The organism is Bradyrhizobium sp. (genome assembly GCF_030697065.1).
GTDB lineage: Bacteria > Pseudomonadota > Alphaproteobacteria > Rhizobiales > Xanthobacteraceae > Bradyrhizobium.
The window spans coordinates 17,034-38,659 of the sequence record NZ_JAUYQU010000084.1; the positions used below are offsets into that span (position 1 = coordinate 17,034).

The window sequence follows — 21,626 nt, forward strand, 5'->3', positions numbered from 1 at the left end:
CCATGAACATGCAGACGCTCGCTCTGGCCTTTCTCGCCGCCACCGCCATCGGCGGCGTGGCATGGGTGTTTCTGTATCCGCTGCTGTCGGGGCAGCGAAAGGCGGAGAACCGCCGCGCCTCCGTCGCCAGCCCGGAGCCAGTTACCCGCAATGTCGTCGACAAGAACCAGCGTTCGCGCCGCGAGCAGGTCGAAGGATCGCTGAAGGAGCTCGACGCGCGCCGCCAGAAGGAAAAACGCGTCTCGCTGAGCGTCCGCCTCACCCAGGCCGGCCTCGACTGGACGCCGAAGAAATTCATCACGATCTCGGCCATCCTCGGGCTGGTGACCTTCGCGGCGGTGATGTTGCCGTCGCTGAAGCCTGGAAACAGCTCCGGAACGGCTCCGGTTCTCGTCGATCCGGCATCGACCACCAGTTCGGTCGATCTCGGCCTGGGAAAGGCATTGGTGATCGATCTGCGCCGGAACCTCACCAGCGTCCGCACAAGCGACCCGACGGTAGCAAATGCGACGGTGCGGTCGGCCCAGCAGATTTTCGTCACGGCGGCCACCGAGGGCCGCACCACCATCGTGGTGTCGGACGCCACCGGCAAGCCGGTGGCAACTTACGAAGTCTTCGTCAGCGCCGAGGGCGGTTTGCGCGGACTGCTCGGCGCGCTGGGGCTGGCGTTCGCCGCCGGCTTCGGGCTGCCGCGCTGGACCCTGGGCTACCTCAAGACGCGCCGGGAAAAGGCATTCCTCAAGGCGCTGCCGGACGCCGTCGACGTCATCGTGCGCGGCATCAAGGCCGGCCTGCCGCTGTTCGAATCCATCAAGGTGGTCGCCGCCGACGCGCCGGAGCCGCTGCGGGGCGAATTTCTGTCCATCATCGAAACCCAGGCGATCGGCATGCCGCTCGGCGATGCCTGCGTGCGCCTGTACGAGCGGATGCCGGTGCCGGAAGCGAATTTCTTCGGGATCGTGATCGCGATCCAGCAAAAGTCCGGCGGCAACCTGTCGGAAGCGCTCGGCAACCTGTCGAAGGTGCTGCGCGACCGCAAGCGGATGGCCGAGAAGATCCAGGCGATGTCGATGGAAGCCAAGGCGTCCGCCGGCATCATCGGTTCGCTGCCGCCGATCGTCATGCTGCTCGTCTACCTCTCGACCCCCGAATACATCTCGTTGCTGTGGACCCATCCGACAGGCCAGCTAATGCTGGTCGGCTGCGTGATTTGGATGGGCATGGGCATCTTCGTGATGAAGAGAATGATCAACTTCGACTTCTGACGGTGCAGCATGATTGATTTCCTGGTCTCAAAGCTCCACGACGCGCGGTTCATGACCATGCTGTTCGCCGCGATCGCCGCGAGCGCGACCGCCTACACGCTGATCATGCCGCTGTTCGCGGGCGAAGGCCTCGCCAAGCGCATGAAGGCGGTTGCCAGCGAGCGCGAGCGGATCCGGCAGCGCGAACGCGACCGCCTCACCAAGACCGAGAAGGTGTCGCTGCGGGCCACGCCGAAGCAACTGGTCTCCAGGGTGGTCGAGGACTTCAACCTGACGAAATGGCTGGCGCAGGAAGCCGCGCGCGACAAGCTGACGATGGCCGGCTATCGCGGCCAGGCGCCCTACATCACCTTCCTGTTCTTCCGCCTGGTGACGCCGATCCTGATGTTCGTCGGCGCGGTGCTGTATGTCTTCGTGATCTCGCAGATGCAGCAGTCGACGCCGGTGAAGATCGGCATGTGCATTGCGGCCGCCTATCTCGGCCTGCAGGCGCCGATGCTGTTCCTGAAGAACGCCATCTCGAAGCGCCAGCTCTCGATCAAGCGCGCGTTTCCCGATGCGCTCGATCTGCTGCTGATCTGCATCGAGTCGGGCATGTCGATCGAAGTCGCCTTCCGCAAGGTGGCGACCGAGATCGTGAGCCAGTCGGTGGCGCTGTCGGAGGAGTTCACGCTGACCACGGCGGAGCTGTCCTATCTGCAGGACCGCAAGGTGGCCTATGAAAACCTGGCAAAGCGCACCGGGCTGGAGGGCGTGAAGTCGGTCTGCCTCGCGCTGATGCAGTCGGAACGTTACGGCACCCCGCTCGGCCAGAGCCTGCGCGTGATGGCGCAGGAAAACCGCGACATGCGCATGATGGAGGCCGAGAAGAAGGCCGCCGCGCTGCCGCCGAAACTGACGGTGCCGATGATCCTGTTCTTCCTCCCGGTGCTGTTCGTGGTCATCCTCGGGCCGACCGGCATCAAGGTCGCGGAGATGCAGTGAGGTGCGGCCTGGCGACGGGGCCGATCAGGCCCGAACCGAAAATATCGAAAACAACCCCATGCAATGACAACCAGAGGTATTTAGACACCTCGATCAGTCTCGCCGGTTGAGCTCCGCCACCGGCACGGTGCCCGGGCGGCCGCCGCGCGGATTGTCCTTGCGGGCCAGCATCTGCTTCAGATAGCCGACATTGGCGGCGGCTTCCTCCGCCGGCAGGTCGGCCTTGACGATGCTTTCCGCCTCGGCGAAGCGGCCCTGCAGGCCGACCACGAGGCCCAGATTCTGCCGCACCCGCGCATCGGCGCGCGTGCTGGCGTAGGCGCGGCGAAGCGTCTCTTCGGCTTTCGGCAGATCCCGGGAAAGAACATAGGACAGGCCGAGATTGGACAGCACCGATGGCTCCTCGGGCATGATCGCCAGGGCACCGGCATAATAGCGGCGGGCGTCGTCATGGCGGCCGAGCTGATCGAGCGCGGTGCCCTGCACCGATAGAATGCGCCAGTCGGGATTGTCGGGCGAATGGGCGCGGGAGAGCACGTCGAACGCCCGCTGGGAATTGCCGTTGTCGGCGAGCGCGCGGCCATAGCCGGCGAGCAGCACCTTGTTGCCGGAATTGGCGATGGTGGCCTGCTCGAACACGGCAACCGCCTGGGCGCGCTGCCCGCTGGCGCGAAGCGCATTGCCGTAGCGCAGCGCCGCATCGACATCCCTGGGATTGGCGCGGTAGCGCTCGCCGTAGACTTCGACGGCGCGGCGCGGATCGGCCTCGGTGCCGGAACCGGGATGGGCACCGGCTTCGGCTTTGGAGCCGATCGAGCCGGTGACGTCGGACATGGTCTTACAGCCGCCAAGGCTTGCGGCCAAAATCGCCGTCACGGCCGCGGACGCAAGAAACCGGGCAAGACTGGTGGGCTGACGCATGGCACATAACTCACGATATCGGGCTAATCGACCGAGCCGAACACGCCAGCAATAGACCGTTAACCCTAATGTCTGGTTAATTGGTGCACGACCGCCCCCGCCCCTGCCATTGGAAGACCAGAACCGCATGCCATCCGTGTTCGAAAACGCGCCTGCCCCGTCAGCCATTCCCATCACCTTTGCGACCAAGGCGACATGGGATGCGATCCGCGACAGCCTTGCCGCCGAGAGCAGGCAGTTTGCGCTGGCCAACAATTTTGCCGCCAGGCCCGGGGCCTGCCTGACGCTGCCGTCGGCGGACGGCCATATCGCGCAGGTGCTGTTCGGGCTCGAGGATGAAGGCAGCAGGTCCCGCGACCTGTTCCGGCCCGGCGCCCTGCCCGGCCTGCTGCCGCCGGGCGTCTACCGGTTTGCCAATGCGCCGCATGATACGAGGCTCGCCGCGCTGGCCTTCGCGCTCGGCTCCTACCGCTTCAGCCGCTACCGCAAGAACGATGCGCCCGATGTCCGGCTGGTGCCGCCGGAGGGCGTCGATATCGCCGATATCGCGCGCATGGCGGACGCGGCGACCCTGGCCCGCGACCTCATCAATACGCCGTCGAACGACATGGGACCGGAAGAGCTGGCGCGCGCAGCCAGCGAACTGGCAACGCGGTTCGGCGCCAGTTTCAACGCCATTATCGGCGACGATCTCGTACGGCAGAACTTTCCGCTCATGCATGCCGTGGGCATGGCGTCCACGCGGGCGCCGCGGCTGGTCGATTTCTCCTGGGGCGATCCCGCGCATCCCAGGGTGACGCTGGTCGGCAAGGGCGTCTGCTTCGACACCGGCGGGCTCGACCTGAAGCCGTCGGCCGGCATGCTGATCATGAAGAAGGACATGGGCGGCGCCGCCAACGTGCTGGCGCTGGCGCAGATGGTGATGGATGCGAAGCTGAAGCTGCGGCTGCGGGTGCTGATCCCGGCGGTGGAGAACGCGGTCGCCGGCAACGCCTTCCGGCCGCTCGATATCTTCACCTCGCGCAAAGGCCTCACTGTGGAGATCGGCAACACCGACGCCGAGGGACGGCTGGTGCTGGCCGACGCGCTGGCGCTGGCCTGCGAGGAAAAGCCGGATCTTCTGATCGACATGGGCACCCTGACCGGTGCGGCGCGGGTGGCGCTGGGGCCGGATCTGCCGCCGTTTTACACCAATGACGAGGCGCTGGCGCTCGACGTCGCAGCTCACGCGAAAGCGGAGAACGATCCGCTGTGGCGATTGCCGTTGTGGCCTCCTTACGATTCCTGGCTCGATTCGAAGGTCGCCAACATCACCAACGCGCCGTCGGGCACCTTCGCGGGATCGATCACCTGCGCGCTGTTCCTGCAGCGTTTCGTCGAGGACAAAACGCGCTGGCTGCACGTCGATATCTACGGCTGGACCCCATCGGCCAAGCCGGCCCGCCCCGAAGGCGGCGAATGCCAGGCCGCCCGCGCGATCTATAAACTGTTGAGCGACCGCTATGCATGATCCCCGCCTGACGCCGGCACGCGGCGACCTCGCCGCGAAATACCTCGAAGGCACGGTCACGGCGGCGCGCTTCGTCGCCGGCGAGGAATTCGAGGTCTCGGAAGCGATCGCGCCGTTGCGCAGCGGCCCGTCGCCCGATGCCGAACTCGCGACCCAGGCGCTGTTCGGCGAACGCGTCACGGTCTATGAACGCGATGGCGAAGGCTTTGCGTGGGGCCAGTTGAATGGCGACGGCTATGTCGGCTGGCTGCCCGACCGGGCGCTGGCAAGACCGGGTGCGGCGGCGACGCACAAGGTCACAGCCATCAGGACGTTCGCCTTCCCCGGCCCCTCGATCAAGCTGACGCCGGTCGATAGCCTGAGCCTGGGAACGCCGCTGACGGTGGTGCGCGAGGAAGGCGCCTTCGCCGTGACGCGCCAAAACTGGTATCTGCCGCGGCAGCACCTCGGCGACATCGATGCGATGGCGGAGGATTTCGTCGCGGTGGCCGAACGCTTTGTCGGCACGCCCTATCTGTGGGGCGGCAAGAGCAGTCTCGGCATCGATTGCTCGGGCCTCGTGCAGGTCGCATTGAACGCCGCCGGCGCGGGCTGCCCGCGCGACAGCGACATGCAGCGCGACGCCCTCGGCCGCGCCCTCGATGCGGAGGAAGCCAGCCGATTGCGGCGCGGCGACCTGATCTTCTGGAACGGCCATGTCGCGATTGCGCGCGACGCCGCGACCATCGTGCACGCCAACGCGCATCACATGGCGACAGCGATCGAAGACGCCCGAGGCGCCATCGCGCGCATCAAGGCTGCGGGGAGCGAGGTGACCGCGATCAAGCGGCTGACGTGAACGCCGCACACGCATCAAATTGGACGATTGGTGCTGCGTCCATACGCGTGGCAGTGCCAGCACGCCGAGCCTGAAGTGGACGCGGTCGATGTCCTGCGGCAAAGAGAGGACAGCCGGACCGGTCTTCGCCACCATCGCGAGACCGATGCGACCCTGTCAAGGCAGTCTTAACGGCAGACGGTGACGATCCTGCCGTAGACATCCACCACCTGCCTGCATGCGGGCGCGACCACCACCGGCGCCGCCACAACCGCTGCACCAGCCGCGACCGCGCCGACCGCCACTGCCCGGCGGGTGGTGCGCCGCGCGACGCCTGCATAACTCATCGGCGTCAGCGGACGCCCGATCCGGGCTTCGGCGGACGACAGCAGCGATGATTGCGGATCCAGCGGCAGTTGCCCGCTCCACAACAAGGCTGCGCCGCCGAGAATAGTCGCTATCGAGAGATGGATGAACGTCCTTGATATCCTGGTCATTTCTTTCCTCCTGTCTTGGCGATGCCATGCGGCACTTCGTCGATGTCACCGAGATCGACGAGTTCGATCTTCCTGGCGGATGTATCCGGCTTGAATGCAAAGGGCTCCGCTGGCAGGTCGGTCTTCCATTCCTTGATGCGCAGCGTGTACTGCGGCGCCGCGCCGATACCCTTGCTGGTGATCACGTATTTGCGCGGGATCGGCTTGGCGCCGGACTCGATCCAGATCTGCCAGTCGGTATCCAGGTTGCGGAAAGCCAGATGATCGCATTCGACGCCATCGACGACGCCCTTGCCGATAACGGCGCTTTGGATGACGTCGGCCATCATGACGTCATAGACGTTGGAAATCAGGAGATCAGCCCCCGGGGCCACGACACCGTACTTGTCCCGCAATACATCGATCAATTGATCGGCGGTTCCCGGCGCTTCAATCTGAGCGTAATCCTTGCTGTCCTTGTTGTTGACGGTGAGCATCTTGCCGTCGAACACGATTTCGATGTCACGATAACCACCCGTGCGGGTGGCCCGAAGCTTGTCAGGTCGGCTGAGTTGCACCTGACCCGAACTCGTGAACTGGATCTTCTCCACGCTTGGGGTGACTACCTCGATATCGGAGTCGAACGTTACCGACACCGTCTTCTGGCTCGCAACGTAGTCCGACATCGCCTTGAGAAGTTTTTCGGCGTCGCCGCCTTGCGCCCGCGCCTCGGGCATGAGCGAAATGGCCACAGTCAGGATGGTGCTGACCAAAACCGGCCATCGTGCCACCCGGCCGATCGATTTGTGTGCTGCTTCCTGCATCTTCATTGACTTCTCCCTTATTTGTTCAGTGACATGATCGCTATCATTGCCATTCTCTCTCCGGACGAGCGCTGGCGCCGCAATCTGCTCCGTCAACGCATCAAACTTTTGCAGTTTGATCAGGACACCTTCTTCGCGGGCGGAATCTTCCAGGAACCATTGATGATCGACGGGTTGTTCTCGCGCGGCCAATACAGACGCAGCATCAGGATGAAATCGCCGGGAGGCGACGGCAGCCAGTTGGATTCCTTGTCTTTGCCCGGCGAGTCGTTCTGAATGTAGAGATCAACCGAACCGTCCGGATTCGACTTGAGCTTCTCGCGCGCGCTGATCGAATAGCGGTTGAGCGGGTTGTTGACGAAGAAATAGCCGGAGTCATACATCGTGAGCGACCAAAATCCCTCCGCCGGGGGAAGCTGGCCCTTGGCGAAACGCATCACGTATTTGTTGGCGCCGTTGTATTTGCGGCCCTCGGCATCCTTCTGCGAGGTCGGATAGACCGCATCCTGCGGCCGGTTGGCCCCAAGCCCGATCGCAGTGATCAGCGCGCGCATCAGGTAGTCGGTCCCGTAAATACCGGTCTTGGTCGTATAGGCCCATCCGTTTTCGTCGGTGATGGCCTTGTTGACCTTGAACTGGAGCATGATCCGGTCGAAGGCAAGCTCGGGCACCCGCTTGACGAAATCCGCCTTGAGCTTGCTGGCATCGAAGTCCTGGCCCGGCACGATGCCGAGCCTGGCAAATTTCGCCAGTTGCGGCGCATCTTCCGCCGACGGTGGGTTGTCCTTCATCAACTTGCACAACAGCGTGAAGTACGCCACCGCGTCCATGCGGTTGACCTGCTCGCGCACCGCCGTCTTCATGTCGATCGAAGGATCGACCGTCCCCGGTGGCGGGCTATAGGGCTTGCCGTACGAGCTCAGCGGTACCAGCTTGAACTCATCCTGCAGCTTGTGCACCTCGGCGTAATCTTCCGGCGTCCCGGTACAGTAGATGCGCCCGAGCAGCCACACGATGGCGGTACGCGACTTGTATTCCTTGACTCCCGGGGGCAGCGTGCCCTTCCAGCCAGGGCCGGTGATTGCGTAGGTCTGCGCGCCGGTACCGGTGGTGCGCTTGCCCGGGACCTGGAAGACGCTGGTCCAGCCATCCAGCATCGGCAGCAGGAAATAGCGGCCTTTCATGTCGGGAATGCTGAGCACCCACGGCTCCTTGCCGACATCGAAGAAAGATGTCGTGTAGAGCGTGTCGGCATTCGGCGCGGTAACGTCGCGAAACGATGCATCGGGATATTGCCGCAGCTTGATGATCTGGCCCATCGGCCCGCGCGTTCCGACCGGAGACGCAACGTTGGTGATGACGCGCCGCGTCATCTCCATGGTCACCAGCGGATAGCCAAAAATGTAGGCATCGGTGGCGAGCAGGAAGTCCTCGACGCCCTCCCCGATCCCGAGGAACGAACCGAGTTCGGCACGGCTGGCGGTGCTTGCGGAAGCTCCGGCCAGCAGGCTGATGCCGCCCAGGGTGAGATTGCGTCGGGTGATGTTCATTGAAAATCTCCGTTCAATCGGATTTTGCTGGTTCAGAAAAAAAACGCTGACGATACCTTGATCGAGACGCCGTGCAAACGGGAAGACGGCGCCGCCGCATGGGCGAGCGACGCATTGGCGCCGCAAGACGCCGTGGCCGAGGTGAGAATCGCGAGAACATGATTCAGTTTTGTGATGCGCATATGACGTCCGCCCCCGTTACAAAAAGCTCCATCGATCGCTTTGGTGAGCACTCTCGCGTCAGCCGCAAGAGGCAGAATGATCAGTCGACGTCGCGGCGTCTTGCCATTTCGCGCCAATCATTCCGAGGTTGAGTTAACCATTGCGAGGTGCCGAGAGGCGCTTGCCTGCCGGCTTCCGGGCAACAGGACCGCATTTCGTGGCACTCTTCCGGGGTGACTGCTGTCGCCGATAGACGATGGGTTGGATCTTCATCAAGCGCACGAAGCTGCGGCTGAAGCTGCTGGCACCTGAGAAACCCAAACGAGCAGCGATGTCGGTGATGTTTTCGTCCGATTCCGCGAGCAGATGGCACGCGGTGTCGAGCCGAACTTCCGCGACGAGCTCTGCGTAGGTGGTGCCCATATCGGCGAGGCGGCGCTGAAGCGAGCGGGCACTGATGCCGAGCCGGCGCGCCGTTTGCGGCAGCATCGCACCACCCTGACGCAGCGACGCGGCGATGGCCGCCCGAACAGCGTATCGGGAGGGCGTGCAGACCCGCTTCATGATTCGCGCGAAGCCTTGACAGATTGCACAGATTGCGAGTTTTTACCCGGAAAACGCCGAGCCGTATGGCCACTGCGCGCCAAAATTCGACTTCGCCGGCTGGTGCCGAGGGTAGCACTGGGATGATGCTGCGGTGCAGCGTGGAACGGTTGATCCCGGACTACGCCTAAAGTAGCATGAGGCGAAGGCGCGGTTGCATCACCCCGGATCAGCCGGGACAGCCGAAAGCCGTGACGCTCCCGGGGGCACAACCATGAAGGCCATTGTCCTGGCGCGTTGCGCCCTGCTCGCACCTTTCGTCGATGTCTTGAACGATGTCGGCGCCCCGACTGAACGGATGCTGAGCAGGTTCGGCCTGCCTGCGCATCCCCAACAGAAGCCCAACGACTATTTCCCGCTCATTCCCGCGCTTCAGTTCGCAACGACCGCACAGTCATCGCAGGGGCTTGCGGATCTTGGATTTCGAGCCGTCCAACGAATGCACTTTGGTCATATGAGCGAGCAACTTCAAGCCGCGGTTCGCCACGCGCCGACGTTGTTTAACGTGTTGGAGCAATGGTGTCGGCTCATCCCGATCGAAGACAACCTCGTCCGGTATTGGCTTGAACGTCACGATGACCGCTTGAGGGTTTGCAACAGCATCTCCGGAACTGCCGGAATGCTGCATCTCGAGCATACGCAATGGCTGCAGAACGTGATGATGATCTACGTCATACGCCAGTTCGCAGGGCAGAACTGGGCGCCGACGACCATCGCGTTTGAAGCGCGCTACACGCCTGGTGCCGAGACCCAATCCCGGTGGCCACGCACCCGCTTTCTGTCGGGTCAGAAGGTCTCATGGATCGATTTGCCCGTTTCGCTGCTGAGCTTACGCAATCCGGCGACGTCCGCGGTATCAGGCCCGTCGGAGCGCGAATTTCGGCACATCGGCACCGATACCGTAACAGCGCTCAAGATGATGCTTCCGTCATACCTGGATGAGCGTCCTCTCAGCATCGCCGAGGTAGCGGAGATCGCCGGGACCAGCGTGAGAAGCCTTCAGCGCGAACTCGCAAGCGCAGGATTGACATACTCTCGCTTGCTCGATCAGGTCCGGTTCGAGAGAGGTGCCGAGTTGCTGCGCAAGACGGATGCCAGGATCATCGACGTGGCCTTTGCTACCGGTTACGCCGACCCGGCTCACTTTGCCCGTGCCTTCCGCCGCATCGCGGGCATAACGCCGCGCGAGTTTCGAGAGAATTCGCCGAGAGCCTGAAGCGTCGATCGCCGTGCGAAGCTCTGAACGGCACCTTTTCTCCGCACAGATCCTCTTCGCCAGTTTTGCGCCGCGGCTCCTCCAAACGGATGGCCGTGGTGCGCGGGGAAGGTCGCGCCGCAACAACCGGGGCAATCTGCCGAATTTGGTTCGACAGCAAAGGCGCCAGAGAGCTTCCATGTCCGGCACCACGCGCCGGATTTCCGCTAGGAAGCAGCTCCGCCCGGCGCTGCTTCCAGCCGGAACGCGGCGGCGAACAGCGCGCGGGTGTAGTCGGATTTCGGATTCTTGAACAGCTCCGAGGCCGGGCCCTCCTCCACCACCTTGCCATGGCGCATCACGATCAAGTGGCTGGCGAGCGAGGCGACCACGCGCAGATCGTGCGAGATGAACATGTAGGTGAGGTCGCGCTTGCGCTGCAGTTCGCGCAAGAGGTCCACCATCTGCGCCTGAAACAGCATGTCGAGCGCGCTGGTCGGCTCGTCCAGCACCACGAAATTCGGCTCCAGCACCACGGCGCGGGCAATCGAGATGCGCTGGCGCTGACCGCCGGAGAATTCATGCGGGTAGCGGAAGCGCGTGGCCGGATCCATGCCGACGTCCTGCAGCGCCTTGATCACGCGCGCCTCGCGCTCTTCGTAGGAAAGCTGGGGCTGGTGCACGCTGAGGCCTTCGGCGACGATGTCGCCGACCGACATGCGCGGGGACAGCGCCCCGAAGGGATCCTGGAACACGATCTGCATGTCGCGTCGGTGCGGCCGCATTTCCTTGAAGCGCAGGTCCTGGATATTGCTGCCGAGAAACACGATCGGGCCGTCGGATGAAATCAGCCGCAGCAGCGCCAGTCCCAGCGTGGTCTTGCCCGAACCGGATTCGCCGACCACGCCAAGCGTCTCGCCCCTGCGCACGGAGACGCTTACGCCGTCGACCGCCTTGATGTGCCCGACCGTCGAGCGCAACAGGCCGCGCTTGATCGGAAACCAGACCTTCAAATCATCGGAGGAGATCACGACCGGGCTTTCCGGCCGTGGCGGCGCCGGGTCGACCTTCGGCTCCGCCGCCAGCAGAGCCCTGGTGTAGGGATGCTTCGGCGCCGTGAACACCTGTTCGACCGGCCCCTGCTCGACGATCTCGCCGCCTTTCATGACGCAGACCACGTCGGCGATGCGGCGCACGATGCCGAGATCGTGGGTGATGAACAGCAGGCTCATGCCGAGCCGGGCGCGGATTTCCGCCAGCAGCGCCAGGATCTGGGCCTGCACGGTGACGTCCAGCGCCGTAGTCGGCTCGTCCGCGATCAGGAGATCCGGCTCGTTGGCGAGCGCCATCGCGATCATGACGCGCTGGCGCTGGCCGCCGGACAATTGATGCGGGTAGCTGGCAAGGCGGGTTTCCGGGTCGGGAATGCCGACCTGGCCCAGCAATTCGAGCGTCCGCGCCCGCGCGTTCGCACCGCCGATGCCGCTGTGCAGCTTCAGGATCTCGCCGATCTGCGATTCGATCGTGTGCAGCGGGTTCAGCGACGTCATCGGCTCCTGGAAGATGATCGAGATGTCGTTGCCGCGAATGTCCCTGATCTCGTGCTCCGGCAGGTCGATCAGTTCGCGCCCCTTGAAGCGGATGCTGCCGGATGGATGCGAGGCGGTCGGATACGGCAGCAGCTTCAGAATCGACAGCGCGCTGACGGATTTGCCGGAGCCGGATTCGCCGACCAGCGCCACGCATTCGCCGCGCCTGATCTCGAAGGAAATTCGGTCGACCGCGACCGTGGTGCCGCTCGGCTGGTGAAACGCCACCGAGAGGTCGCGGACATCGAGCAAGGGCTGGTTGATGGCGTCCATTTATGACAGCGCCTCCAGCAAGCGAGGCAGGCTATCGTGGTTGCAATCCAGTCGTTCGATACCTTCGGGCATTTTGTCGAAATCCTTGTCTGCCGAAACGAAAAACCGGCATCGAACCTGAATGGCACAAACAAGATGAATTGCATCGGGTAGTTTGAACCGACCCGTCGTTCTCAGCTTTGCGGTTTCGATCAAGATATTGCGGCTAACAGGTATCAAGGCGACAAAACCGCTCCAGAGCAACAAATCGAGATATGCGCGGCGCTTCATCTGAGGCGGCAGCCCGTCGACTTGCCTGGATGGAGCCAGGACTTCCGCAAAAGTGATTTCGCTGGTTGCCGCAATTCCGGGACGCTGCCGCATCTTGGCGATCAGACTCTTCGCCGGAGCTGCCGCTTCGTCAAGACCCTCGACCGCCTTGATGAAAAAGTTGGTATCGAGATAAATCGGGCTGAAAGATGATTCAGCCATCCCATTCGTCTCGCTGACGACGCAGTTCCTCATCGATTTCCGCGGCAGAGCGCCGACGGAAGCCCTTCAGAGAAAAAATTTCTTCAAGGCTCATCACCTCGTCCGGCCGTTTTTCCTCTTCGACGATCGTCACCGTGACGGTCGCGGAAGGGTCGACCTCACCCCGCAGGTCGTCGGGAAGCTTCGATGCCGGATAATGTTCGCGAATGGTCCTGTTCATGGCGCACCTCTAATTGGCTGAGACATACCATAACCCTACCGAAACGTCTTGCGCGGATCGAACGCGTCGCGCACGGCCTCGCCGATGAAGATCAGCAGCGACAGCATGATGGCGACCGCGAAAAATCCGGCGAAGCCGAGCCACGGCGCCTGCACATTGGCTTTACCTTGCGACAGCAGTTCACCCAATGACGGCGAGCCTGGTGGCAATCCAAAACCGAGGAAGTCGAGCGCGGTCAGCGTCATCACCGACGACGACACGATGAAGGGCAGGAACGTCATGGTCGCGACCATGGCGTTCGGCAGCAGGTGCCGGAACATGATCACGGCATTGGAGACGCCGAGCGCGCGCGCCGCCATGATGTATTCGAAATTTCGCCCGCGCAGAAATTCCGCGCGCACCAGCCCGACCAGCGACACCCAGGAGAACAGCAGCAGGATTCCGAGCAGCACGAAGAATCCGGGCACCAGCACCGAGGACAGGATCAGCAGCAGATAGAGCGACGGGATCGCGCTCCAGACCTCGATAAAGCGCTGGAAACCGAGATCGACCCAGCCGCCGAAATAGCCCTGCACGCCGCCGGCGGCGACGCCGATGATCGAGGAGATGATGGTCAGCGACAGCCCGAACAGCACCGAGATACGGAAGCCGTAGATCAGCCGCGCCACCACGTCGCGGCCCTGGTCGTCGGTGCCGAGCCAGTTGTATTCGAGATCGCGGCAGCCGGTCAGGCCCTTCTTCTGCACCACCTCCTTGCACTGCGCTTCGGTCAGCATCCAGGTCGGCTTGGAAGGCGCCGGCGTCGGCAGATCGAGGTTGTGGGTGTCGTAGGAATAGCGGATCAGCGGCCACACCACGGTGCCGCCCTTGTCGGCGATCAGCTTCTGCAGATAGGGATCGCGGTAGTCGGCGGCGGTCTCGAAATCGCCGCCGAACGTGGTCTCGGAATAGCTGACGAAGGCCGGGAAATACAGCCGGCCGTCGAACTTGATGAGAAACGGGCGGTCGTTGGCGATCAGTTCGGCAAACAGCGAGATGAAGAACAGGATCAGGAAGATCCAGAACGACCAGTATCCCCTGCGATTGGATTTGAAGTTCTGCCAGCGGCGGCGGTTGAGCGGCGACGGCGAGAAGCGATGGCGCGTGATCGGTGCGACCTCGCCGAGCGGCGACTGCATCGAGGTTTCGATCGGTTGCGGCGAGGTCAGGGTCATCAGACTTCCCGTGCCTCGAAATCGATGCGCGGATCGATCCACATATAGGCCAGATCGGACAGCAGGTTGACCACGAGGCCGACCAGCGAAAAGATGAACAGCGTGCCGAACACCACGGGATAATCGCGGTTCAGCACGCTCTCGAAGCCGAGCAGGCCGAGCCCGTCGAGCGAGAAGATGGTCTCGATCAGCAGCGAGCCGGAGAAGAAGGCGTGGATGAACGCGCCGGGGAAGCCGGCAATCACGATCAGCATGGCGTTGCGGAAGATGTGGTTATAGAGCACCTGCCGCTCGCTGCAGCCCTTGGCGCGCGCGGTCATGACATATTGCTTGCGGATCTCGTCGAGGAACGAGTTCTTGGTCAGCAGCGTCATGGTGGCGAAGGCGCCGAGCGCCATCGAGAACAGCGGCAGCGCCATATGCCAGAAATAATCCAGGATCTTCCAGTACCAGGGAAACTGCTCCCAGCCGTCCGAGGTCAATCCGCGCAGCGGGAAGATGTTGAAGAACGAGCCGCCGGCGAACAGGATGATGAGCAGGATCGCGAACAGGAAGCCGGGAATCGCGAAGCCGATGATGATCACCGCCGAGGTCCAGGTGTCGAACTTCGTGCCGTCCTGAACCGCCTTGCGGATGCCGAGCGGAATCGAGATCAGATAGGTCAACAGCATCATCCAGATCCCGAGCGACATCGAGACCGGCAGCTTCTCCTTGATCAGCTGCAATACGCTGACGTCGCGAAAGTAGCTCTTGCCGAAATCGAACCGCGCGAAATTCCACACCATCAGGAAGAACCGTTCGTGCGCCGGCTTGTCGAAGCCGAACTGCTTTTCCAGGCTCTTGATGAAATCGGGATCGAGACCCTGCGCGCCGCGATACTTGGAGTTGGTCATGTCGGCGGAGGCGCCGACCTGGGTGCGGGCGCCGAAATCGCCGCCCGACGAACCCGAGATCCGGGAACTGGCGCCGGTATCGGCGCCGCTGAGCTGTGCGATCACCCGTTCGACCGGCCCGCCCGGCGCGAACTGCACCACGATGAAGGACACGAACAGGATTCCGAGCAGGGTCGGAATCATCAGCAGGATGCGGCGGGCGATGTATGCGCTCATGGGCTATTTCGCCTGTTCAATCCTGGCCGCCTTGCTGGCCTCGAGCCACCAGGTCTCCGGTGCACCGCGCGCATAGCGTGGCTTGACCTTGGGATAGCCGAACTGGTCCCAATAAGCGATCCAGTGCGACGCCTTGTTCCAGTGCGGAATCCAGTACCGCCCCGAGCGCAGCACGCGGTCGAGCGCCCGGCACGCGGTATTGAGCTCTGCCTGGCTTTGCGCCGCAATCGCCTTTTCGACCAGCGCGTCGATCACGGGATCGGCAACCCCGGCGAGGTTGTTGGAGCCCTTGGTTTTGGCGAACTCGCTGGAGAAATAATTGCGCAGGGCGCTGCCGGGAATTTGCGGATAGATGAAGCGCGCGATCGCGATGTCGAAATCGAAATCCTTGATTCGCGCCTCGGCCTGCGACGGGTCGACGAGGCGGATATTGGCGTCGATGCCCAGCACGCGCAGGTTCTTGATGAAGGTGGTGTGATGCGGCTCGAACGAGCGCTCGGTGAGCAGGAACTCGATCGTCAATTGCTCGCCCTTGGCGTTGACCCGCTTGCCGTCCCTGACGCTCCAGCCGGCGGCATTGAGCAGGTCACCGGCGACGCGCAGCAGCTTGCGGTCCTGCCCCGATCCGTCGCTCACCGGCGGCAGCCATGCCGGCCCGAACACCTCCGGCAGCACCCGGTCGCGGAACGGCTCGAGCAGCGCGATCTCCTCGGGCGACGGTTCGCCCTTCGCCATCATCTCGGAGTTCTGGAACACCGAATGGGTGCGGTCGTACGCACCGTACATCAGGTTCTTGTTGGTCCATTCGAAATCGAACGCGACCACCATCGCTTCGCGCAGCCGGCGATCGCCGAATTTTTCGCGCCTGGTATTGAGCAGCCAGCCCTGCGCGCCCGAGGGGCGCTGGTCGGGAATCACCTCGCGCTTGACGCGGCCGTCGCGAAGTGCCGGGAAGTCGTAGCGCGTGGCCCAGACCCGGGAGGTGAATTCCTCGCGAAACAGGTAATTGCGGCCGATGAAGGCTTCCAGGCCGACTTCGCGGTCGCGGTAATACTCGTCGCGCAGCAGGTCGAAATTGTACTGCCCGCGCGCGACGGGAAGATTCTCGCCCCACCAGTTCCTGACCCGCTCGAATTCGACGTAACGTCCCTGCTCGAAACGCGCCACGCGGTAGGGACCCGAGCCGAGCGGCGCCTCCAGCGAGGTCTCGTCGAACGGCCGTGTGCCGTAGTATTTTTCCGAGAAGATCGGCATCGACGCCGCCAGTGCCGGCGCATCGAGCCCGCGCGCCGGAGAGAACCGCAACACCACCGTCTGCTTGTCCTCGGCCACGATTTCGGCGAGCTCGCGCAACACGGAAGAATAGGCCGGATGGCCCTTGGTCTTCAGCGTCGTCAGCGAGAACGCGACGTCGGCCGCGGTGATGTCGGTGTCATCGTGAAATTTGATCCCCGGGCGCAGGCGGAAGCGGTAGAGCAACCCGTCGGCGGAAACCGCCAGGTCCTGCGCCGCCAAAGGGTAAACCGCGTCGGGCTCATCGAGCGCCCGCGTCATCAGCGACGCGAAAGTAAGGCCCATATTGCCGGCGACGTCGCCTTTGATGATGTAGGCGTTGAGCGAATTGAAGGTCGATCCGCCGGCGCCGACCAGCTGCGAGAACGTTCCGCCCTTGGGAGCGTCGGCATTGACGTAGTCGAAATGGCGAAAATCCGCAGGATATTTCAGCTCGCCGAACGCCGAAAGGCCATGGACTCTGGCGGCCGTATCCTGCGCCACCGCGGGCCGAAGCCACGCCGCGCCGACGGCGCCCGCGCCGAGCCGCAGCATGCCGCGGCGGTCGAACATCGTCATGCGCGAAATGTCCCTCAAGATCGTCTGCCGATCCGGGCGGCCTTGTCGGCATCATACCACCAGATCGCGGGGAATGCCGACAGGCCGTATTTCGGCAGCTCGGCCGGCCGGCCGAAGCGATCCCAGCGCGCGGTCCGCGATTTATTGTAGGTCCATTGCGGCACGACGTAATGATTCCACAACAGCACGCGGTCGAGCGCCCTGGTCGCGGCCAGCAAATCGTCGCGGTCCGTGGCAAAAATCAGCCGTTCGATCAGCTTGTCGATCGCGGGATTCTTGATGCCGATAATATTGCGCGAGCCGGCCATGTCGGCGGCCGGCGAACCCCAATACTCGCGTTGCTCATTACCCGGCGAAAGCGATTCCGGCCACGACGACACGACGATATCGAAATCCCAGGTTCGCAGCCGGTTCTCGTATTGCGCCGGATCGATGGTGCGCACGCCAACGTCGATGCCGAGACGCTCCAGCGAGGGCTTGAAGAACAGCATGACCCGCTCGAACGAGGGATCGGCTCCCAGCAATTCGATCGTGAACGGCGCTCCGGTTCTGGCGTCAGTCAGCTTGCGCTCACGCACCTCGTAACCGGCCTCCTTGAGCAGACGCAGTGCCTCGCGCAGATTCGCGCGCACCGCTTCCGGGCTGCCGCCGACCGGGTTGGTATAGGCCGTCGTGAAAACCTCCGGCGGAACCTCGGCGCGGACCTTTTCGAGGATTTCCAGTTCCCTGCCCTGCGGCAGGCCGCTCGATGCGAGCTCCGTGCCGTCGAAATAGCTGCTGATGCGCTTGTACTGGCCGAAGAAAATCTGCTTGTTCATTTCCTCGAAATCGAACGCAAGATTCAGCGCCCGGCGCACCCGCGGATCCCTGAACTTGTCGCGGCGGAGATTCATCGCAAACGCCTGCATGATGCCGGAGCTGCGGTTTGGAAACTCCTCCAGCACCACCCGCTTGTCGGCGACGGCGGGGAAGTCGTAAGCCGTGGCCCAGTTCTTGGCGCTGTTCTCGGTGCGCCAGTCCACCTGATCGCCCTTGAAGGCCTCCAGCGCCACCAGCGAGTCGCGGAAGTACTCGTAACGCAACTCGTCGAAATTGTTGCGCCCGATATTGACGCCGAGATCGCGCGCCCAATGATCCTTCACGCGCTCCAGCGAGACCGACCGTCCGGCGACGAATTCCCTGATGCGATAGGGACCGGAGCCCAGCGGCTTCTCCAGCGTCGTCGCGGAGATGTCGCGCTTGCGGCCCTCGCTGTCGGTCCCTTCCCACCAGTGCTTCGGCAATATCGTGAGCTGGCCCACGATCAGCGGAAGCTCGCGATTGCCCGGCGCGTCGAAGGTGAACTTGATGTCGCGCTCGCCGGATTTTTCGGCCTTCACCACATGGCGGTAGTAGGCCGAATATTGCGGGTGATGCTTCTTGAACGATTCCAGCGAGAAGATCACATCGTCCGCCGTCACCGGCTTGCCGTCGTGCCATTTCGCCTCGGCCCGCAGCCGATAGGTGACGGAGGAAAAATCCTCGGGATGGCTGACCGCTTCGGCCAGCGCGCCGTATTCAGTCGAAACCTCGTCCAGCGACGACGTCATCAGCGGTTCGTACACCAGCTGGACGGCTGCCGCGATCGATCCCTTGACGCCGGCAACCGCGACATTGAAATTGTCGAACGTCCCGATCAGGATCTGCCGGGCGATGCCGCCCTTGGGCGCGTCCGGATTGACGTAGTCGAAGCGCTTGAAGTCGGCCGGATATTTGACGTCGCCGAACAGCGACAGCGCGTGGCGCCAGACCGGCGCGGCGGTTGCGGATTGCGCCTGAGCCTCAACACCAGCGACGGCCCCCAGGGAGGGCGCGATGGCGGACAAGGCCGCGCCTTGCAGAAGATGTCGTCGGGTAATCGGCAAATGAAACATCCCTGTTGCTGACGGAGTGCCCCTTTAAGAACGCAATATAAGGCAAGGTTTCGACCGATTATGTTGCTTTTTCCTCATGTTGCCAGCCTGATAACACGCCCGGTGCGGCGAAAGGTCCCGGTAACAAGGATGCGATCATGGCAAAACGGCCAGGCAGAAGCCTGGCCGTTTGCATCAAACCCATGCAGGGCCTTCGGAATGCTACTTCGACGCGGTGGGCAGCGGCGCCGGGCTCTCCGCCAGGCTGCGCAGATAGGCGATCACGTCGGCGCGCTCGCTGTCCCTCTGGATGCCGGCGAAGCTCATCGCGGTGCCGGGAACGAAGCCCTTGGGACTGGCGATGAACTTGTTGAGGTCGTCATAGGTCCAGGTGCCGCCCTTGGCCTTCAGGGCCGCCGAGAAATTGAAATTGCGCGACGGGGAAGCCATCGGCTCGTTGAGGATGCCGTAGAGATTCGGACCGACGCGGTTGGGGCCGCCCTTCTCGAAGGTGTGGCAGGCCGCGCATTTCTTGGCCGCGCCGGCACCCTTCTCGACGGATGCGGTCTGCAGCAGTTTCTCGATCGGCTCGGACGGCGCCGGAGCGGCTTCCTTGCCGCCGGCAGGCGCGGCTTCCTTGACGGCGATCGCGAAACCGGGCGTTTCCGGCATATGCGGCGTGAAGATCGCGTTGGCGGCGAAATTCGTCACCAGCAACAGCAGGCAGGTGGCCAGAACGGCGCCCATGATTTTATTGAGTTCGAAGGAGTCCATTTTCGATCAGGCTCCAGGGCCGGAAGGTCGACGTAAGGCCGCAAGAATCGGCCGGATGAGCAGCAGGAATAGGGCTTTCGCACCGCACTCCGAGCGATGAGATATCGGTTTGCCCGCGCTCTGGCAACCCGTATAAACGCCCCGACTTTCCGCCAATCCCCATCCATTCCTGATCATTCGAGCCGGGTCTGAACCCTGTGACCGAGCCCCGCACCCTGGTGCTGATTCCCGCCCGCATGGCCGCCAGCCGGCTGCCCGGCAAGCCGCTGCTGGACATCGCCGGGCTGCCGATGATCGTCCATGTGCTGCGCAGGGCGGAGGCGGCCGGAATTGGCCGGGTGGCGGTGGCCACCGATACGGCCGAGATCGCCGCAGCCGTGACAAGCCATGGCGGTGAGGCGGTCATGACACGTGCCGACCACCCCTCCGGGTCGGACCGGATTTTCGAAGCCCTCGGCCAGATCGACCCCAAGGGCGAAGTCCGGATCATCGTCAACCTGCAGGGCGACTTTCCAACCATCCACCCCGACAATATCCGCAGCGTACTGGCGCCGCTCGATGACCCCGCGGTCGATATCGCGACGCTGGCCGCCCGGATCCATACCGAGGAAGAGGCCACCAACCCCAATGTGGTGAAGGCGGTCGGCTCGCTGGTCAGCGCCGGGCGGCTGCGCGCCCTGTATTTTACTCGCGCCACCGCGCCTCACGGCGAGGGGCCGCGCTACCATCATATCGGGCTTTATGCCTATCGCCGTGCGGCGCTGGAGCGCTTCGTCTCGCTGCCCCCTTCGCCGCTGGAGATGCAGGAAAAGCTCGAACAGCTGCGGGCGCTGGAGGCCGGCATGCGAATCGACATCGGCATCGTCGACACCGTGCCGCGCGGCGTCGATACCCCGGCGGACCTCGAAACCGCCCGGCGCCTACTGGCAAATGCCTGAACGGCTGATACAAGGCGGCAAGAAAGATCCCAGGAAGAATCCATGAAAATCGCATTCCAGGGCGAGCCGGGAGCCAATTCCCACATCGCCATCGCCGAGGCCTATCCGAACGCCGAGCCGGTGCCCTGCCCGACCTTCGAGGACGCGCTGGCCGCGATCACCTCCGGCGAAGCCGACCTCGGCATGATCCCGATCGAGAATTCGGTGGCCGGCCGCGTCGCCGACATCCATCATCTGCTGCCGCAATCCGGCCTGTTCATCGTCGGCGAATATTTTCTGCCGATCCACCACCAGCTGATGGCGCCGCGCGGCGCCAAGCTCGGCGACGTCAAGACCGTGGAGAGCCACGTCCACGCGCTCGGGCAATGCCGCAACATCATCCGCAAGCTCAGGATCAAGCCGATCGTGGCGGGCGATACCGCAGGGTCAGCCCGCATCGTCGCCGAACGCGGCGACGCGTCCTGCGCCGCGATCGCCTCCAAGCTTGCCGCCGACATCTACGGCCTCGATATCCTGGCCGAGGACGTCGAGGACGAGACCCACAACACCACCCGTTTCGTGGTGCTGGCGCGCGAGGCGACCTGGGCCGAACAGGGTTCGGGGCCGCTGGTCACCACCTTCGTGTTCCGGGTGCGCAACCTGCCCGCCGCGCTCTACAAGGCGATGGGCGGCTTTGCCACCAACGGCGTCAACATGACCAAGCTTGAAAGCTACATGGTCGACGGCAATTTTTTCGCCACGCAATTCTACGCCGATGTCGACGGCCATCCCGAGGACAAGGGACTGGCCTTCGCGCTGGAGGAACTGCAATTCTTCTCGCGCGAGTTCCGGATCGTAGGCGTGTATCCCGGCCATCCGTTCCGGGCGACGTTCAGGGAAGAGGCGGAGTGAGACGTGGCGTCATTCCGGGGCGATACGCAGCATCGAACCCGGAATCTCGAGATTCCGGGTTCAGCCCGGGCTGCCCCGGAATGACTGCTGGAAGCCG

The 21,626-nt window shown here is 63.4% G+C and carries 20 protein-coding genes; 7 read left to right on the forward strand and 13 right to left on the reverse strand.

Features of this window, described 5'->3' with window-relative positions; all coding sequences use genetic code 11:
- Positions 1–2: 2 nt before the first annotated feature.
- Positions 3–1,265, forward strand: coding sequence for a type II secretion system F family protein (locus tag Q8R73_RS05505; RefSeq protein WP_305718521.1), 1,263 nt, complete (start codon positions 3–5; stop codon positions 1,263–1,265).
- Between the two features lie 9 nt (positions 1,266–1,274).
- A complete protein-coding gene (locus Q8R73_RS05510) occupies positions 1,275–2,249 on the forward strand; it encodes a type II secretion system F family protein (protein ID WP_305718522.1) in 975 nt (324 codons plus the stop codon).
- Between the two features lie 93 nt (positions 2,250–2,342).
- Here the strand turns inward: Q8R73_RS05510 and Q8R73_RS05515 are convergent, their stop codons facing one another.
- The gene (locus Q8R73_RS05515; RefSeq protein ID WP_305718523.1) at positions 2,343–3,170 is read right to left on the reverse strand and encodes a tetratricopeptide repeat protein; all 828 of its coding nucleotides are present in this window, start codon (positions 3,168–3,170) and stop codon (positions 2,343–2,345) included.
- Between the two features lie 127 nt (positions 3,171–3,297).
- Between Q8R73_RS05515 and Q8R73_RS05520 the strand changes: the two genes are divergently transcribed.
- Both Q8R73_RS05520 and Q8R73_RS05525 read left to right on the forward strand, forming a co-directional pair.
- On the forward strand, positions 3,298–4,680 hold the full coding sequence (locus Q8R73_RS05520) for a M17 family metallopeptidase (protein WP_305718524.1): 1,383 nt from the start codon (positions 3,298–3,300) through the stop codon (positions 4,678–4,680).
- Positions 4,673–5,518 (forward strand): NlpC/P60 family protein, encoded by an 846-nt coding sequence (locus Q8R73_RS05525; protein ID WP_305718525.1) that lies wholly within the window; start codon positions 4,673–4,675, stop codon positions 5,516–5,518. Before Q8R73_RS05520 ends, Q8R73_RS05525 begins: the two co-directional genes overlap by 8 nt.
- A gap of 167 nt (positions 5,519–5,685) precedes the next feature.
- On the opposite strand, the gene Q8R73_RS05530 is transcribed toward Q8R73_RS05525, so the two are convergent.
- From Q8R73_RS05530 to Q8R73_RS05545, 4 genes are all read right to left on the reverse strand, one after another.
- Positions 5,686–5,994 (reverse strand): hypothetical protein, encoded by a 309-nt coding sequence (locus Q8R73_RS05530; protein ID WP_305718526.1) that lies wholly within the window; start codon positions 5,992–5,994, stop codon positions 5,686–5,688.
- Positions 5,991–6,989 (reverse strand): DUF2092 domain-containing protein, encoded by a 999-nt coding sequence (locus tag Q8R73_RS05535; protein ID WP_305718527.1) that lies wholly within the window; start codon positions 6,987–6,989, stop codon positions 5,991–5,993. Before Q8R73_RS05535 ends, Q8R73_RS05530 begins: the two co-directional genes overlap by 4 nt.
- On the reverse strand, positions 6,917–8,347 hold the full coding sequence (locus tag Q8R73_RS05540; protein ID WP_305718528.1) for a DUF1254 domain-containing protein: 1,431 nt from the start codon (positions 8,345–8,347) through the stop codon (positions 6,917–6,919). Before Q8R73_RS05540 ends, Q8R73_RS05535 begins: the two co-directional genes overlap by 73 nt.
- 315 nt (positions 8,348–8,662) lie before the next feature.
- A complete protein-coding gene (locus Q8R73_RS05545) occupies positions 8,663–9,073 on the reverse strand; it encodes an AraC family transcriptional regulator (protein ID WP_305718529.1) in 411 nt (136 codons plus the stop codon).
- A 253-nt stretch (positions 9,074–9,326) separates the two neighbouring features.
- Between Q8R73_RS05545 and Q8R73_RS05550 the strand changes: the two genes are divergently transcribed.
- The gene (locus Q8R73_RS05550; RefSeq protein ID WP_305718530.1) at positions 9,327–10,328 is read left to right on the forward strand and encodes an AraC family transcriptional regulator; all 1,002 of its coding nucleotides are present in this window, start codon (positions 9,327–9,329) and stop codon (positions 10,326–10,328) included.
- A gap of 206 nt (positions 10,329–10,534) precedes the next feature.
- Here Q8R73_RS05550 and Q8R73_RS05555 read toward each other — a convergent pair whose 3' ends face one another.
- The 8 genes from Q8R73_RS05555 to Q8R73_RS05590 all read right to left on the reverse strand — a co-directional run bounded on the left by Q8R73_RS05555 (position 10,535) and on the right by Q8R73_RS05590 (position 19,700).
- Positions 10,535–12,169: an ABC transporter ATP-binding protein gene (locus Q8R73_RS05555; RefSeq protein ID WP_305718531.1), complete on the reverse strand. Its 1,635-nt coding sequence runs from the start codon at positions 12,167–12,169 to the stop codon at positions 10,535–10,537.
- Positions 12,170–12,640: a type II toxin-antitoxin system VapC family toxin gene (locus tag Q8R73_RS05560; RefSeq protein WP_305718532.1), complete on the reverse strand. Its 471-nt coding sequence runs from the start codon at positions 12,638–12,640 to the stop codon at positions 12,170–12,172.
- Positions 12,633–12,860, reverse strand: coding sequence for a hypothetical protein (locus Q8R73_RS05565; RefSeq protein ID WP_305718533.1), 228 nt, complete (start codon positions 12,858–12,860; stop codon positions 12,633–12,635). The genes Q8R73_RS05560 and Q8R73_RS05565 overlap by 8 nt, the downstream gene beginning before the upstream one ends.
- 35 nt (positions 12,861–12,895) lie before the next feature.
- Positions 12,896–14,074: an ABC transporter permease gene (locus tag Q8R73_RS05570; RefSeq protein ID WP_305718534.1), complete on the reverse strand. Its 1,179-nt coding sequence runs from the start codon at positions 14,072–14,074 to the stop codon at positions 12,896–12,898.
- On the reverse strand, positions 14,074–15,183 hold the full coding sequence (locus tag Q8R73_RS05575) for a microcin C ABC transporter permease YejB (RefSeq protein WP_305718535.1): 1,110 nt from the start codon (positions 15,181–15,183) through the stop codon (positions 14,074–14,076). Before Q8R73_RS05575 ends, Q8R73_RS05570 begins: the two co-directional genes overlap by 1 nt.
- Before the next feature lie 3 nt (positions 15,184–15,186).
- A complete protein-coding gene (locus tag Q8R73_RS05580; RefSeq protein ID WP_305718536.1) occupies positions 15,187–17,034 on the reverse strand; it encodes an extracellular solute-binding protein in 1,848 nt (615 codons plus the stop codon).
- A 14-nt stretch (positions 17,035–17,048) separates the two neighbouring features.
- Positions 17,049–18,938, reverse strand: coding sequence for an extracellular solute-binding protein (locus Q8R73_RS05585; protein WP_305718537.1), 1,890 nt, complete (start codon positions 18,936–18,938; stop codon positions 17,049–17,051).
- A gap of 210 nt (positions 18,939–19,148) precedes the next feature.
- On the reverse strand, positions 19,149–19,700 hold the full coding sequence (locus Q8R73_RS05590; protein WP_305718538.1) for a cytochrome c family protein: 552 nt from the start codon (positions 19,698–19,700) through the stop codon (positions 19,149–19,151).
- 197 nt (positions 19,701–19,897) lie between these two features.
- Between Q8R73_RS05590 and Q8R73_RS05595 the strand changes: the two genes are divergently transcribed.
- Positions 19,898–20,638 (forward strand): 3-deoxy-manno-octulosonate cytidylyltransferase, encoded by a 741-nt coding sequence (locus tag Q8R73_RS05595; RefSeq protein ID WP_305718539.1) that lies wholly within the window; start codon positions 19,898–19,900, stop codon positions 20,636–20,638.
- Positions 20,639–20,680: 42 nt separating this feature from the next.
- Positions 20,681–21,529: a prephenate dehydratase gene (locus Q8R73_RS05600; protein ID WP_305718540.1), complete on the forward strand. Its 849-nt coding sequence runs from the start codon at positions 20,681–20,683 to the stop codon at positions 21,527–21,529.
- Positions 21,530–21,626 lie beyond the last annotated feature (97 nt).

Bases quoted from the DNA above. Each gene is read 5' to 3' on its own strand.
- Q8R73_RS05505 (WP_305718521.1), top strand. From the start codon at position 3: ATGAACATGCAGACGCTCGCTCTGGCCTTTCTCGCCGCCACCGCCATC.
- Q8R73_RS05510 (WP_305718522.1), top strand. From the start codon at position 1,275: ATGATTGATTTCCTGGTCTCAAAGCTCCACGACGCGCGGTTCATGACC.
- Q8R73_RS05515 (WP_305718523.1), bottom strand. From the start codon at position 3,170: ATGCGTCAGCCCACCAGTCTTGCCCGGTTTCTTGCGTCCGCGGCCGTG.
- Q8R73_RS05520 (WP_305718524.1), top strand. From the start codon at position 3,298: ATGCCATCCGTGTTCGAAAACGCGCCTGCCCCGTCAGCCATTCCCATC.
- Q8R73_RS05525 (WP_305718525.1), top strand. From the start codon at position 4,673: ATGCATGATCCCCGCCTGACGCCGGCACGCGGCGACCTCGCCGCGAAA.
- Q8R73_RS05530 (WP_305718526.1), bottom strand. From the start codon at position 5,994: ATGACCAGGATATCAAGGACGTTCATCCATCTCTCGATAGCGACTATT.
- Q8R73_RS05540 (WP_305718528.1), bottom strand. From the start codon at position 8,347: ATGAACATCACCCGACGCAATCTCACCCTGGGCGGCATCAGCCTGCTG.
- Q8R73_RS05545 (WP_305718529.1), bottom strand. From the start codon at position 9,073: ATGAAGCGGGTCTGCACGCCCTCCCGATACGCTGTTCGGGCGGCCATC.
- Q8R73_RS05550 (WP_305718530.1), top strand. From the start codon at position 9,327: ATGAAGGCCATTGTCCTGGCGCGTTGCGCCCTGCTCGCACCTTTCGTC.
- Q8R73_RS05555 (WP_305718531.1), bottom strand. From the start codon at position 12,169: ATGGACGCCATCAACCAGCCCTTGCTCGATGTCCGCGACCTCTCGGTG.
- Q8R73_RS05560 (WP_305718532.1), bottom strand. From the start codon at position 12,640: ATGGCTGAATCATCTTTCAGCCCGATTTATCTCGATACCAACTTTTTC.
- Q8R73_RS05565 (WP_305718533.1), bottom strand. From the start codon at position 12,860: ATGAACAGGACCATTCGCGAACATTATCCGGCATCGAAGCTTCCCGAC.
- Q8R73_RS05570 (WP_305718534.1), bottom strand. From the start codon at position 14,074: ATGACCCTGACCTCGCCGCAACCGATCGAAACCTCGATGCAGTCGCCG.
- Q8R73_RS05575 (WP_305718535.1), bottom strand. From the start codon at position 15,183: ATGAGCGCATACATCGCCCGCCGCATCCTGCTGATGATTCCGACCCTG.
- Q8R73_RS05580 (WP_305718536.1), bottom strand. From the start codon at position 17,034: ATGACGATGTTCGACCGCCGCGGCATGCTGCGGCTCGGCGCGGGCGCC.
- Q8R73_RS05590 (WP_305718538.1), bottom strand. From the start codon at position 19,700: ATGGACTCCTTCGAACTCAATAAAATCATGGGCGCCGTTCTGGCCACC.
- Q8R73_RS05600 (WP_305718540.1), top strand. From the start codon at position 20,681: ATGAAAATCGCATTCCAGGGCGAGCCGGGAGCCAATTCCCACATCGCC.